This window comes from Candidatus Magnetaquiglobus chichijimensis (assembly GCF_045865675.1).
Lineage (GTDB): Bacteria > Pseudomonadota > Magnetococcia > Magnetococcales > Magnetaquicoccaceae > Magnetaquiglobus > Magnetaquiglobus chichijimensis.
The window spans coordinates 1,648,871-1,662,020 of record NZ_BAAFGK010000004.1; the positions used below are offsets into that span (position 1 = coordinate 1,648,871).

Here is a 13,150-nt window from a genome sequence, read left to right on the forward strand (position 1 = left end):
CTCGACTCGTTCATACCGTTCGCTTTTGCCGGGTGCCGCCATGCTCGAAGAAACCAGTTCCCAGTTGAGACTGTTTGTTCAGGAGTCCCAGAACCGGGTCAAGATCTGTCAAGAAGACCTCGCCACCCTGGAGCAGGAGGATTTATCCAAGCGTTCGGCGGCGTTTGAACGGTTGCTGCGCACCACCCGCGGCATCGGAGGCTCGGCCCGTTTTCAGGGGCTGACCCAACTGGTGCGCTTGTGTCAGGCACTGGAATCCTTCCTGGGCCGCTTCCGCGACCATCTGCTGCATGCACGACCCGGATTCATCGAGGTGGTGATGCAGACCCTGCAAAAACTCTCGCAACTGCTGGAAGATCCGACCCGTACCCCGGCACTGTCCATCGAGCGAGAGATTCTCGCCATCCAGGCACTGCTGACGCACCACGCCGATCCGCCGGAGTTCGATCTCAAGGATTACCCACAGGCCGTGGCTCAGGCCGTGACCCAGGGGCTTGATTTCTATTCGCTGCACATCCCCCAGGGCGGCGACCCGGAGGCCAATCGCCATCAATTCGAACAGATCAAGGTCGCCATCGACGTGGTGGCCAGCGTCATCGCCGCCAAGCCGGATCTGGGCGCACGCTTTGTCTGGCGCGAGAATATCCCCGGCGGCATGATCCGCCTGCTGTTGAGCACGGTTCTTCCTGGCGAGATCCTGCATGGTTTAATCCAGTTGCCACAAGAACGGATCGTCCGCCTGGAGATTCCAGAGAGCTTGCGCAGCGCCGTGGCCGACGAAGTGGCGCGTCTGAACCACGAGTCCGAACTCCAAGCCCGCGCATTGGCAGAAGCACAGGCCCAGGATCTTCACGACGACCAGTCATCGGCAGACCCGGACGAGATCAACACTGCGCAAGAGCACGCAGAGTCGGCCCACGCCGACGCCCTGGATGAGATGATGCTGGGTGAGACCGAACTTCAGGCACGCCAGGCCCATCTGCAAGCGCTGCAACAGCAGGCCAGAGAAGAGGCGCAGCAACAACAGGCGGCCAACGAGGCTGCCGCCCAGCGACAACGGAGCAATGCCCTGCAAGAGCAAGCCCGCCGTCAGGAGCGCGAACTGCGTCTGGTGGAAGAGCAGCAACGCCAGGAGGCGGAAAACCGGCTTGCGGCAGAACGACGCCAAAGAGGACGGCGACGCTGGATGTTTGGCGGCGTGGCGGCGGCTGGTCTGCTGGTGCTGGCGACTCAGCAGGCGAATCTTCTCTCAATCCTTCCGGCATCCGTGACCCAATGGATCACGCCCGCGCCAACCGCCAAAGAGATCAGCAGCAACAAAACACCCCAAACGGTCAAAGAGTCGCCAACCGCCAAACCGGCAGCCACGACACCAGCCCCCGCGCCCGCCAAACCAGCGACCGCGCCCACGCCTGAAAGCAGTTCGACGACGTTGGCCGCCGTGGCCATGCCGCCTCAACCCGCGCCGGCACCGCCTGCCTCACCACCCGCCCCCGTGACCGCGCCACCCGCACCGCCAGCATCCGCAGTCACGCCGCCCGCGCCCGTGGCCGCACCGTCCGCGCCCACGGCAGCCACCCCAGCGTCAACCCAGTCTGGCAGCATGACAGCGACCGCTCCAGAATCGATCACCGCCCCAGGTTCATCGGGTGGGGAAAAAGGCAAAGGAAAGCCAAGCCGTTTCTCACTCATGATCAAAGAGCAGAACCAATTGCCGGGTCGGGATGTCCAAGCAACGGGAACGGCCAAATCTTCTGACAAGCCGGCGGTACCGCTCCAGGAGGAGCCATCTTCCGATGCACTGTCCTGGAAAGAACAATTCGCCCGTTACGATACCCAAATGGTGCGCCTGACCAAAGAGCCTTATGAAAGATTCAAACCAGCCAAAAACACCCGACATGGCAGCATGCGCGTCAAACGTAATGCGGATGGGGACATGCTCTTCTCCATCAACGAGATGATGGGGCATACCGCCATCCGTGGCCAGGATACCTTCACCTTGACGCCAGACTCCATGGCCGAGTTGCGCTTGGTGTTACAGGTAGAGCACGGACGCGCCTACATGTTCAAAGTGGATCGCAACGGGGAGGTGGTGATTCCGCAAGCATTCTGGACCCCCTTCTCGCAAAACAGCAAAAAGGCGGTCAGCATCAGCCGTGTGGTCAAGGAAAGGCCGGATGGCCTGCATCTGAAGGATCTGACGGCCTTGACCATCTCCTACATTCTCCGCACTACCGCACCTTGAGGATCCATGAGACAAGTCGATTTCGGAATTGCCCGCATAGCCCACGTCATGTGGGAGGCTGAATTGGAAGAGTTGGCCGGACAACAGCGCAAAACGGTCCACCTGACCAGTCACATGGATTGTGAACTCGGGCAATGGCTTCATGGCGAGGGGTTGCGCGAACTGTATCATCTCTCCCCGTTGCGGCAGTTGGTGGAGGTGCATGAACGCTTCCATCGTTCCGCCCTGCACCTGTTGTCCATCGCCGCTTCCGCCACGCCAGAGCAGTTGGATCAGGGGATGCGCCAGGTCCGCACCCTGAGCCGGGATATCGTCTACATCATCACCGAGGCGGAACTCGATTATCTGGAACACAAACCCCTGGAAGATTTTTCAACGCACCCCTTCAAAACGTTGATCCATCGCCTGTTCAACATTCACCTGCACGATTCAGGAGATGCCATCAACCGGAGGGTGCTGGAGGTGAGTCAAGCGCGCCTGATGCATCTGCGTTGGTCGCGGCAACTGTTGAAGGCGTTCCAACATTGGGGGAAAGATGCGGCTTTGCAGTCGGCTGAGTCCTGTTTTCTCGGCATCTGGATCCGCGAGGTTGGCAGCCGGAACCGCCAGCACGAATCCCTGATCCGCGAACTGGAGGAGCAGCATCAACTGTTCCACCAGCGCGCCGAAGAGACGATCCGTTTGCTGCGACGCAAAAATTTCCGCAAGTCGGAAGAGGCCTATCAGGCCGTGGTGCAACTTGGTCGCGAGGTTCTCTACCTGCTGACCCGCATCGAAATGGCCTTGCTGCAATCCGGCGAGGTCGCCAAACCGGTCAATTTTCTCGGGCATTGATGCCAGGAAAACATGCTCTGGCATATTCAGCATGGCATTGATCGCTTTTTTCCAATTGAACAGAGCGATCCATTGAATCGGCAGGCAGGGTCAGTCGGCAGATTCAAGAAGGGGGCACCCTGACCTCTGAAAGGGTGCCCCTCCCCTGCCAAGCCATTCAAATCGATGAAATCAGAACATTCCTGGCGTCATCGTTGCGGATGGAAAGACGGTAACCAAGCAAGGTGTAGATGCGCGGGTCTCCAAGTGGTGCTTTAATCTCCAGCGCAATCTCCTTGCCACGGACCAGCCCCATGGCCATGAGTCGCTTTTTGCTCAGGTTATCCCCCTTGAGACCTTCGATGCGGCCCTTTTGACCAACGGGCAATTGATCGAGTGTCATGGAAGGGCTGTGGGAAGCGGTGGATTTGTCGTGCAACGTGCTCATCAGTGTATCCTTCAATTGGGGGCGAGATCATTAACAGCAAGAATTTACACCGTAACCCAAGAATGGTCAAGAAATTTTAAGTAAAACCTGGATGAGTCAGTCATGTTGAAAATTCTATGTTCACAAAAAGAAATTTCTTTCCAGCAAGATCTTACGTTAAACATTGCTGAAATTGACGTACAGCATGAGCGATTGTTTATTTTATGTCAAACAGCGACAGACCTGAAATATTCCGGAACGTTACAGATTGAAGCATTATTACTTGAAATTGAATCTTATATTTCAGAACATCTTTCTTTTGAAGAACAAATATTAAAAAAAACAGATCTGGAAATTTATACCCATCACAAACAATTACACGACCAGTTTCGTGAAAAATACTTTCAAATCAACAAGAAACATCAATTTCTGAAAGAGGATCCAACACAAGCGCGTCAGGTTTCGGTTGAACTGGCAACACTTCTGAAAGAGTGGCTATGTCAGCATATTTTGAAGGTGGATCGTCAGCATCGCAGCCATTTCCAGGGCAGGAAGCACCTGGTCACACCCCGTTCCCCGCGCATCAAGGTGAATGTGCGGGCGTTGCTGGAGATGTCCCGTGGTCGTGGACTGACCTGTCTGGTGATCGATGTGAGTGATTCCGGCGCACTGCTCCATTTTCAGGCGGTTCCAAACTGGATCAAGGCAGACGAAACCGCCTTATTGCATATCATCCCACTGGTCCAGTGCAATGCCACACCCTGCCGCATCGTGCATGTCGCTGTGGATGATATTCGTGTCGAATTCTTGGAAAAACATTCGTGCAATCTTTACACCGCGATGGTCCAATGCAAGACCTGATGCGACAAATATCTATTTTTTATTGATTTTTTTAACGAAACCACCCTGCAATCCACAGCCAACAAGGAAGGGATTCCCATGCAATTCGCCAATTTGGGAGATGTCATCCATGAAGCGATCAAGGAGACCGAGGTCGCGTTTTTCAACAAGGATATCGGCATCCAGGCTGGCCCATCGGTGACCACCAATCCGGGCGAGAACTACCTTCCGCCGCAAGCGGATGTGACCGCCATCATCGCCTTCAACGGCACGATTGAGGGTGGAGTCCATTTATCCGCCCCGTTCCACTGTGCCGTGGCCCTGGCTTCGGCCTTCTCTGGCGAGGAGATTCCTTTCTTCAACGACACCGCCAAGGATGCCATCGGCGAGTTGGCCAACATCATTGCCGGAGCGGTGCGGATCCGCCTCTGCGAAGATCGCATCCAACTGACCCCACCGCGCATCGTCGTGGGGCGGGATCATCAGATCGGACACAGCAAACCGCAATCGGCCACACGGTGCTATTTCCGAACCAACGAAGGGCCATTTCTTGTTGAGGTGTTCTTTTCACACTGATTGTTTGAGCAGCATGCGCGGATTTGCTTCTGCGACCGGCATGGCCAACCCGACAGGTCGTCTGCTGCTGGGCTGGATGGAGATGCATTCCATGTTTTTCTCATCTCCTTCTAAAACCCGCACAGAGCAGCCGGGACGCGCAACGTCCGCTTTGTGCGTTACGCTTCCCGTCTATTGTTTATCGCGATCCTGTATTGCACAATCTTTTTTCGTATTCTTTTGAAGAGCAACCCTGCTGGAGTGGTGCCATGGCTCAAAATCACGCATCGTTTTCTGCGACATCCTGTACGCGCTGTCATAGAAAACCCAAAAATCCTGACGAGGAGTGTATCGAAGCCTGCACCACGCCCGACGACAAAACGCCCCTGCAGAAAAATCTGTTGTTCTGGTTACTCGGCACGGCTGGATTGGCCATTGTCCTGATTGTGCTGGCAATTTATCAATCAAGCAGCGTCTCGCCTCCCAACTCTCCAAGCCAAAACAACGCAAACCAGGCTTTTCCCGCCGCCTATGCCACCCCTGTAGCAAAGCAAATTGCAATCGGACCCCTCACGCCGCAAGAGGCGCGTTCCATATTGTTCATGCGTGAAGAGGAAAAACTGGCGCGGGATGTCTATCAGGAGATGCATCGCCTGTGGGGTCTGTCGATGTTTGTGAGCATCTCGCGTGCCGAACAGCGACACATGGATGCCGTGGGACAACTCATTCAGCGCTATGGACTCGCGGATCCGGCAGAACAAAATCGTCATGGCTTCTTTGTCGATCCACATCTGTCTCAGTTGTATCAGCAATTGATGCAACAAGGACAACGATCGGTGATCGATGCCTTGCGCGTAGGCGCCTTGATTGAGGAGGTGGATATTCTTGACCTGGAAAATGCCATCAAGGAGACCAGCAAACAGGATATCATTCAGGTCTACTCCCTGATTCAGCGCGGATCATTCAATCATCTGCGTGCGTTTGCCCACGGCCTGGAATTGCAGGGCATAGCCTATGCTCCGGTCAAATTGTCCGCACAATCGTTTGATACGATTCTGCACAGTCCCATGAACACGGGTTTGTTTGGAAATCCGTAACACAGGGAAACCGTTAGAAAGGTTCGGTTTTTTTATAATGAAGCAGCTTCAGTGGCTTATGGCGGTCAGTATCGCCTTCAGTCTGGTACTGTTCTTTCTGTCGGTTTTTGCCGAAGACCCGTGGGAGGATCATGTTTACAATAAAGCGCCTCCCATCGCCGCTGGCATGTTGGCACCGCATCTGGATGGTCGGGAGCGCATGACCTGTTCCAGTTGCCATGAAATCATCGCCAACAATCCAAACAGTGGTATCGCCTCCACCCCTCCTCTGGTGGCTGGCACACCCCCGGTTCCATCGCATGCGGATGGACGCGACCAGATGCCGTGCGCCAATTGCCATCGCATTCTGCATCCCGACCAACCACCTGCGACCATGCCTGCCGCCCCTGCTCCCGCCAAACCCGCCGCGGTGATGAGCGCCCCGATTGAAATCGTGCAACCGGATACCAACCGGATTCCCGTCCCGCAACATGTGGCCCTGCCGCAAACGTCGCAGCCACCCAGGACACCGGCTGCGGCAGCCCTGGACCCGGAATGGCATGAACGGTTCATCCCCACCCGTTTTCAGGGAAAAATCGTGCGGATTGTGGAGAATTCGGTGCAATCCGGTCGCATCAACACCCATATCCTGGTCTATGACGGCATCAATCAGGCCGCCTGGATCAACCTTGCCCCGGATTGGTATCTCAACCAGCAAGGATGCCATATAGGCGTGGGGCTGTTTGTCAAAGGTACGGCCTTCAAGGAGACGGGATCCAAACAAGATGCCTTGCGCTACGCGCGCAGTTTTTCCGTCAATGGGCAGTTTTGCATGTTGCGCGACAAGCATTTGCGTGGCGCCTGGACCCGGACTGATTTGAAGAGTAAGGACGAAGAATGACCACTCTCGATGATTCGACAGTTCCACAAAATCCGACGGAGCGAAACAACACCCTCTATCTGTTATCCAGTCTGAGCACACTGATTATTGCATTGGCGGTGGGTCTGCAACCCCTCTATCTGGATGATGCCCTGCGCATTCCCTACGAAGAGAGTGGCGTGATCAATGCGCATCTGGTGGTGGTCACCGAACTGATCAGTCTGGTTTTGATTGGGTATATCGAATTTATTCAAAAACGTGTCAGCAATGGTGTTCTGCTGTTTCTTGGATTTCTGCTGGCTGGCATTGGTGCCACCTTGGCCCCGTTGAGCCATGAAACCCATCGCGCACTGGGTTTGAGTGGCTTGGCTTTTTATTATCTGATGCGCATTCTGATCTCGCTGGGCACCAATACGGCGCAATTGGAAATCTCCACCATCATTGGACGATTTTCCATTCTCCATCAAGCGCCGCAGGTGATGATCAACAAGATCATCATGCTGGTGCTGGGCAGTACGCTGATTTTCGCCATCCTTATGCAGATTCCGCATGACGCGGGCACCGTGTATTCGGTCATGATGATGATGGCGTTGATGGGAATTGCAGGAACATGGATGATCAAACGGAAACTGCTGCCCCATCAGCAGGATCTGGCCATCGAACCCTCGCGTGGTGACGATGCCCTGAAATTCATTGCCCGTGATCCGCGCATGCAGTTGACCCTGGCTGCAGCCTTTTTTGTCCGGGCAGACCTGATTGTTCTCAGTCTGTTTCTCTCCATGTGGCACATCTCGATTGCCGATCTGGTCGGGGTGAGTCGCGTCTATGCCACTGCCCATGCGGCCTTATGGATCGGTCTGGTGGGGTTGGTAATCCTGATCGCCATTCCGTTCTGGAAGCAGTTCATGGCGTCCCACAGTCGGGTCACGGCCATTGGCATCAGTCTTTGCATCACCGGCCTTGGATTCCTGCTGATGAGTCTGGTGGTCAATCCATTTGGTTGGGCGCTTTCCGTGCCGTTGATGATCATCGGGTTTGGCTCGGCGGGGAGTCTGACGGCACCCAAGGTCTTGACCCTCGAACTGTTTCCCGCGCATCTGTTGAGCGCCGTTCAGGGCATCTTTGCGCTTTCAGGCAGTCTGGGGGTGATTGTGTTGGTGCAAAGCGGCGGCTACTTTTTTGATGCCGTGGGCCCGCGCTCTCCCTTTGTTTTGATTGGAACCGGCAATCTCTTGCTGATGCTGTACGCTGTTTGGCTGATTCACGGCAGGATGAACGAAAATGCCCAGCATGTTCTGCTCAAGCACGGAAGCAACCGCCTGGATCTCAAACCGTTGATCTGGATGATCTCCCTGTTGCCGTTTCTGTGGCTGCTTGGTCGGGTCTTGCTCAGTGGTTATGTTCCGGGAAGTTCGGTTGGTCAGATGCCGGTGGGCTTCATCAACCGTTATCTGGGGGATTGGGCGTTCAATTTCTTGTTGATCTCACTTTCCTTGCGCCCCATCAGCGAACTGACCGGCATCAAACAACTGGGACAGTACCGCCGGATGATCGGGTTGTATGCATTCTTTTACGCAAGCCTGCATGTTGTGACCTTCGTCTGGCTGGAATGGAACCTGAAATGGGGAGACATCCTGGCAGACTTTTATAAAAGAGAGTTCATCCTGCTGGGCGTGGCTGCCTTTTCCATGTTGATCGTTCTGTCGTTGACCTCCACCAACGACGCCATCCGCAAACTGGGAGGCAAACGGTGGAAGCAGATCCATAAAATTACCTATGCGATTAACGTCCTGGTAGCCTTTCATTTCATCTTCGCGTCCACGCACGACAATGGCGAGCCCTACGTGTATCTGATTCTGGTCGCCTTGCTGCTGTGGTACCGCTACCAACAATCCATCAGCCCCTCAAAAAAACCGCTGCCGCAACGCTCCTATGGGTCGTAGTGCCTACCGGCCACCTTTCCGTGGGCAGACGAGGGCATCCATGAGGATATCCCTTCTCAACGAAGAAGGCCGGACGGTATGCGGGGTTACCCAACCGATTCCGGTTGGAGGCTTGCCGGTGTCTGTTCCACACAGCGTTGTCTTGTCGCATGACAGCCATCAGACGCGATGCTCGTTTTCGTTCAGACAGGATGAAGCTGTGGCAGCGCACAGGAGATGAACGTGCGTGCCGGGGGAGAGAACACTTTGCCCCCTAACCATGGCACGCACGAAAAGAAAGTTTTCCCGGTAAAACAGTGCATGGCATCATGAATCGTTGTCAAGGATCGTTGTGCCGACTCCAGAATGAGAGAGCCGGTCTCTTCGTTCGTCTGCCACGGCCCTGCGGACCGAATCGTCAGAGCGCCCATTGCAGCGTGTCGTCAACCTGGCCGTACGGACCGTGCAGCCCAGGTACGGGCAGGCGTCCAAACGTCACGAACACGCTGCGTACCGCATCATCCATAGGCTATCAACCGGTCCAGTGGCCAGTTCTCGATTTACAGTTCCATGGCGGTGTCCTGTTGGGATGCGAACCAGATTTGTCAACAACGAATCTTTGTATATCAAATGGTTGCAACGATTTTGTCAACCAGCGAATCTTTCAAGATCAAAGAGTTGAATGAATTTTGTCAACCATGCGAAAAGAGCTGGTTGACAATTTGTCAACCAATGAATCCTTTGAAATCAGAAAATTGGACGAAATTTGTCAACCATGTGCATTGCAGGTCGTATCGAAAACGGCGTGTGACACGGGCTTTTTCAGGTTGAAAAAGGCCTGTCGGACGGGCCGAACAGGAGTAAGAGTGATGAAAACGACCATGAGCAAGGACGGCAGCACGATCATCGTCAGCATTCCCATGCAGATGAAAAAGCGCGGCGGACGGACGCTGATCATCGCGCCCACCGGCATGGGCGAGGAACCGCCGCCAAGGGAGGAGACTCTGGCCAAACTGGTGGCCAGGGCGCACCATTGGTTGCGGTTGTTGGAGGAAAAGCGTTTCGCCTCCGTCCGGGAGTTGGCGGCCCACGAGAATCTCGACGCCTCCTACATCGCCAAGATCCTGCGCCTGACGCTGCTGGCCCGGACAAATCGGCAGGATAGCCGATTTGGACCGACCGAAGGTCGGCCCGAAGGGCGCGGGCCATGGATGGCCCGCGTCATATCATCGAGGCGATTCTTGACGGGCGGCAGCCGGACGTTCTGAGTTGGGCAGAGTTGAGAAAACCGTTCCCGATGGAATGGGAGCAGCAGAGGGAGAAGTGGGGGTTCCCGAAATTGCCAATTTAACCAATTTATGGCCATCAGGGAAATCGGTAAGCTGTCCCCGGATTTTGTCCCCGGATTTGCCTACCCCAACAATAAGGCCAGATATACGCCAGTGGTCACTTCCTGTTTTTTGTCGACAATCAAGAAAAATCCCTTGCAACGGGGGGTGGGTCCATATATGTCACCGGATTTCACAGATTCCGCGCAGACTACAAGAGCCGCTGACACGCGGCCAAGCTGCTGGGGCCGCTCTGTCCATAAGCGCTGAATCTTTTTCCACTACTCAAGTGAACCAGTTCTTCGCCGCCCAGGGCGTCCAGGTCACCCCGAATCCTGTCTCCGACTGCGATTTTTATGCCGTTCAGTAGTTCGAACACTGCGTAATCGCCGTTTTCAATCGCCACGATGAACATTCCACGATGAGCATTGACGGCAACAATTGAACCAACTTTCATGTCAAAATCTCCGCACCCTCTCAATAAAATGGAGACACCATGCTTGAAATCTGCGGACAGAATACTGATTTTTCTGATGGCTATAAATTCAATCGGAATGCTGTCCCCGGATTCTTATTGTTTGCCTAGCGTCAACATGTTATGCTTTATTTATGAAGCAATAGGTTATTCAAAAAATGCGTCAGATCGCTTACGTCGAGGTTGTCGCTAACAGCTACAAGTCCAGGATATGTTTTGTTAAGCTCGCCAAGTAATTCTTTGCCATGAATTTGCTCAGAAGGAAGTGGGATGCTTGATGAAAGTTTATGCGTTGTCGGCGAAAATTGAGAATTAGAATTTTTATTTCTTGCCCACTTTTTTGTTCCAAGAGAATTTCTGACATTGTTAAATTTTGCCACAAGACTATTATGAATCTTTCTTGCAGTATTCTCAACAACTGCTTTTCCGTCAATAGCTTTTCCGTCAATATTTGCTATTCTTGCAACATGATCCGGCTGAACAAAATATCCTTCACAATCAGACCATCTAGTAACAAAAAGATTTAAATCTGTAAATCTGGGGACACCATACCGATTTCTTTTATGGCTATAAAAATCCATTCAAGCGATGAGCCGTTGCGGACCCAAGTTCGAATCCGCCCCCCCCATTCTCCGCAACCAAGTTTCCTATCGAACCGGTCCAGCATCAGGAGTCAATGATATTCTTCAGATATCATATCGTTAAGCGGGTCCGTAAATTTCGGACTCAACCCTGGCGGGTCCACAGGTTTTGGAGAATGTGGCCTTGGAGAGAATAGTAACCGAACTTTTCGAATCCTGCAAGCCCAAGTTTTGACCGAATGCGTTTTCGAACTTTTCTGGAAATCGGGGGACACCATACGCATTTCCCTTATGTCCGGAAATCGGGGGACACCATACACATTTCCCTTATGGCTATAAATTTAATCGGTATGGTGTCCACCGATTTTTTTTGAGACCATTATATCAGATTATGGCGATAAAGGAAATAGGTATGGTGTCCCCGGATTTGGATTTGGGATTTGGATTTGGATTTGGATTTGGATTTGGGATTTGGGATTTGGCAGTCGGCTGAACGAATTTCAGGATGCTTTCGACCTCTTCAAGCGTCGTGTCGAACCATTCCGTTCCTGGCGAATCACGCTTGAAGCCTCGGGCTTTCAGCGTCGAGTGAATGGCATCTTCTACTGCGGCGACTTGCTGGACATCCCATGCCTTCAGGATGACCGGATAATCGAAGCAGCACGTCGTCTTGCACTGTTGATTGACCCTTGCCTCCGCATCACCCGACGCCGTCAGTCCGACCTTGATGGGGAACCTGCTTCCATCGTTCTTTACGATGATGGGGAACGAGTAGGCGTAGATGATTCCTGGGTCGTCGGACTCGACGTCGGTCGCTACGGCATCGGCTTCAGCTATCTCTTCTTCGAGGGAGATGTTCTTGAACATCCCGCCGCCGAGGTTCTCGAAGACTTTCAGGTTCTCGGCAAGGAAAGGGATGTAGAAGCCGAAGATGTTGCTCATCTTCTCCGTCTTGTCCGACTTCTCCTTCTTCACCCTGATTTCGAGTTGTTCGGGCGTGTAGGTCTCGGCAAGCAGCTTCTTCGAGATTTCACGCAGCAGGAACGGCTCGTCGCCGAAGCCCTTGGCGATTTCTGCGATGCGGGGAAGAAGTTCGTACCGGGACGCTTGATAGACGTATGAGCGGGACGCTTCGAATGGGATTGTCATTGTTCAGCCATGAGGACCGAGGAACCGGTCGCCGTTGAAGTGGATGAGATGGTCGGGATCGGAGGCTACCCAGACTTCGGTTTCCTGAGCAAATCTGGGGACACCATACCAGCAAATCTGGGGAGCAAATCTGGGGACACCAGCAAATCTGGGGACACCATACCGATTTCTTTTATAGCTATAAACCATTCAAGCACTGAGCCGTTGCGGGCCCACTTTCGAATCTTTTCCCCATTCTCCGCAACCAAGTTCCACATCGAACCAGTTCAGCATCAGGAGTCAATGATATTCTTCCAATATCATGCCATTAAGTGGGTCCGTAATTTCCGGACTCAACCCTGGCGGGTCCACAGGTTTTGGAGAATATGGACTTGGAGAGAAGAGTAACCGAACTTTTCGAATCCTGCAAGCGCAGGTTATTGCTGAAGGCGATTTCAAATCTTTACACGAAACCATTGGAAATATTTGGGATTTTTAGGTGCAAAAAAAACCGCCCCAAAGGGCGGTGGCGTACAGAGGAAACAACTGCTGAAAAAAAAATGGGGGGAACTCTATAGAACCATCAGAGTATCATATTGTCATTGAACGATAATCCGGGAAATCCGGGGACAGTGTATCCATTATCCGTTTGGGGAATCCGGTAACAAATTATCGAACCGGACCCAGGTTCGCCCGTTCTCGCCATTCTCCGCAACCAAAAAATGCATCGAACTGGTCCACAGGGCTGTGGACCAGCACTTTCATTGATATTATTGAAGAATTACCTGGTCCACAGATCTTTGGACCAGCATGGCCCTGGTCCACAGGTTTTGGAGAATGGGGGAGGAGAGAGAAAGAAAAGGCGGTGTTTTGATCCCCG

12 protein-coding genes and 1 pseudogene are annotated in these 13,150 nt (G+C 53.4%); 8 read left to right on the top strand and 5 right to left on the bottom strand.

Translation table 11 applies throughout. The features are described 5' to 3' along the window. Positions 1-40: 40 nt before the first annotated feature. Together ACOY6C_RS11245 and ACOY6C_RS11250 are read left to right on the top strand one after the other, a co-directional pair. Positions 41-2,245: a hypothetical protein gene (locus ACOY6C_RS11245; RefSeq protein ID WP_420905572.1), complete on the top strand. Its 2,205-nt coding sequence runs from the start codon at positions 41-43 to the stop codon at positions 2,243-2,245. A 6-nt stretch (positions 2,246-2,251) separates the two neighbouring features. Beyond that, positions 2,252-3,079: a CZB domain-containing protein gene (locus tag ACOY6C_RS11250; protein ID WP_420905573.1), complete on the top strand. Its 828-nt coding sequence runs from the start codon at positions 2,252-2,254 to the stop codon at positions 3,077-3,079. 157 nt (positions 3,080-3,236) lie between these two features. Here the strand turns inward: ACOY6C_RS11250 and ACOY6C_RS11255 are convergent, their stop codons facing one another. Further along, positions 3,237-3,506: a FeoA family protein gene (locus ACOY6C_RS11255; RefSeq protein ID WP_420905574.1), complete on the bottom strand. Its 270-nt coding sequence runs from the start codon at positions 3,504-3,506 to the stop codon at positions 3,237-3,239. Positions 3,507-3,608: 102 nt separating this feature from the next. Between ACOY6C_RS11255 and ACOY6C_RS11260 the strand changes: the two genes are divergently transcribed. The 6 genes from ACOY6C_RS11260 to ACOY6C_RS11285 all read left to right on the top strand — a co-directional run bounded on the left by ACOY6C_RS11260 (position 3,609) and on the right by ACOY6C_RS11285 (position 10,026). Beyond that, on the top strand, positions 3,609-4,346 hold the full coding sequence (locus ACOY6C_RS11260) for a hemerythrin domain-containing protein (RefSeq protein WP_420905575.1): 738 nt from the start codon (positions 3,609-3,611) through the stop codon (positions 4,344-4,346). Positions 4,347-4,424: 78 nt separating this feature from the next. Further along, complete coding sequence (locus ACOY6C_RS11265) at positions 4,425-4,901, top strand: chemotaxis protein CheX (RefSeq protein WP_420905576.1); 477 nt, start codon at positions 4,425-4,427, stop codon at positions 4,899-4,901. 248 nt (positions 4,902-5,149) lie between these two features. After that, positions 5,150-5,977, top strand: coding sequence for a DUF2202 domain-containing protein (locus ACOY6C_RS11270; protein WP_420905577.1), 828 nt, complete (start codon positions 5,150-5,152; stop codon positions 5,975-5,977). Continuing rightward, positions 5,964-6,857 (top strand): magnetochrome domain-containing protein, encoded by an 894-nt coding sequence (locus ACOY6C_RS11275; RefSeq protein ID WP_420905578.1) that lies wholly within the window; start codon positions 5,964-5,966, stop codon positions 6,855-6,857. Before ACOY6C_RS11270 ends, ACOY6C_RS11275 begins: the two co-directional genes overlap by 14 nt. Then, complete coding sequence (mamZ, locus tag ACOY6C_RS11280; protein WP_420905579.1) at positions 6,854-8,779, top strand: magnetosome biogenesis transporter MamZ; 1,926 nt, start codon at positions 6,854-6,856, stop codon at positions 8,777-8,779. Before ACOY6C_RS11275 ends, mamZ begins: the two co-directional genes overlap by 4 nt. 848 nt (positions 8,780-9,627) lie before the next feature. Then, positions 9,628-10,026 (top strand): hypothetical protein, encoded by a 399-nt coding sequence (locus tag ACOY6C_RS11285; protein ID WP_420905580.1) that lies wholly within the window; start codon positions 9,628-9,630, stop codon positions 10,024-10,026. Between the two features lie 271 nt (positions 10,027-10,297). On the opposite strand, the gene ACOY6C_RS11290 is transcribed toward ACOY6C_RS11285, so the two are convergent. The 4 genes and pseudogenes from ACOY6C_RS11290 to ACOY6C_RS11305 form a co-directional block, all read right to left on the bottom strand. After that, positions 10,298-10,543 carry a hypothetical protein gene (locus tag ACOY6C_RS11290; RefSeq protein WP_420905581.1) on the bottom strand — a complete coding sequence of 82 codons (246 nt, stop codon included), beginning with the start codon at positions 10,541-10,543 and terminating at the stop codon, positions 10,298-10,300. A gap of 146 nt (positions 10,544-10,689) precedes the next feature. After that, on the bottom strand, positions 10,690-11,142 hold the full coding sequence (locus ACOY6C_RS11295; protein WP_420905582.1) for a hypothetical protein: 453 nt from the start codon (positions 11,140-11,142) through the stop codon (positions 10,690-10,692). Positions 11,143-11,526: 384 nt separating this feature from the next. After that, on the bottom strand, positions 11,527-12,291 hold the full coding sequence (locus ACOY6C_RS11300) for a GIY-YIG nuclease family protein (protein ID WP_420905583.1): 765 nt from the start codon (positions 12,289-12,291) through the stop codon (positions 11,527-11,529). Positions 12,292-12,294: 3 nt separating this feature from the next. After that, positions 12,295-12,381, bottom strand: a pseudogene (locus ACOY6C_RS11305) (BsuBI/PstI family type II restriction endonuclease); the annotation flags it as partial. Between the last annotated feature and the right edge of the window lie 769 nt (positions 12,382-13,150).

Bases quoted from the DNA above. Each gene is read 5' to 3' on its own strand.
- ACOY6C_RS11245 (WP_420905572.1), top strand. From the start codon at position 41: ATGCTCGAAGAAACCAGTTCCCAGTTGAGACTGTTTGTTCAGGAGTCC.
- ACOY6C_RS11250 (WP_420905573.1), top strand. From the start codon at position 2,252: ATGAGACAAGTCGATTTCGGAATTGCCCGCATAGCCCACGTCATGTGG.
- ACOY6C_RS11255 (WP_420905574.1), bottom strand. From the start codon at position 3,506: ATGAGCACGTTGCACGACAAATCCACCGCTTCCCACAGCCCTTCCATG.
- ACOY6C_RS11260 (WP_420905575.1), top strand. From the start codon at position 3,609: ATGTTGAAAATTCTATGTTCACAAAAAGAAATTTCTTTCCAGCAAGAT.
- ACOY6C_RS11265 (WP_420905576.1), top strand. From the start codon at position 4,425: ATGCAATTCGCCAATTTGGGAGATGTCATCCATGAAGCGATCAAGGAG.
- ACOY6C_RS11270 (WP_420905577.1), top strand. From the start codon at position 5,150: ATGGCTCAAAATCACGCATCGTTTTCTGCGACATCCTGTACGCGCTGT.
- mamZ (WP_420905579.1), top strand. From the start codon at position 6,854: ATGACCACTCTCGATGATTCGACAGTTCCACAAAATCCGACGGAGCGA.
- ACOY6C_RS11285 (WP_420905580.1), top strand. From the start codon at position 9,628: ATGAAAACGACCATGAGCAAGGACGGCAGCACGATCATCGTCAGCATT.
- ACOY6C_RS11290 (WP_420905581.1), bottom strand. From the start codon at position 10,543: ATGAAAGTTGGTTCAATTGTTGCCGTCAATGCTCATCGTGGAATGTTC.
- ACOY6C_RS11295 (WP_420905582.1), bottom strand. From the start codon at position 11,142: ATGGATTTTTATAGCCATAAAAGAAATCGGTATGGTGTCCCCAGATTT.
- ACOY6C_RS11300 (WP_420905583.1), bottom strand. From the start codon at position 12,291: ATGACAATCCCATTCGAAGCGTCCCGCTCATACGTCTATCAAGCGTCC.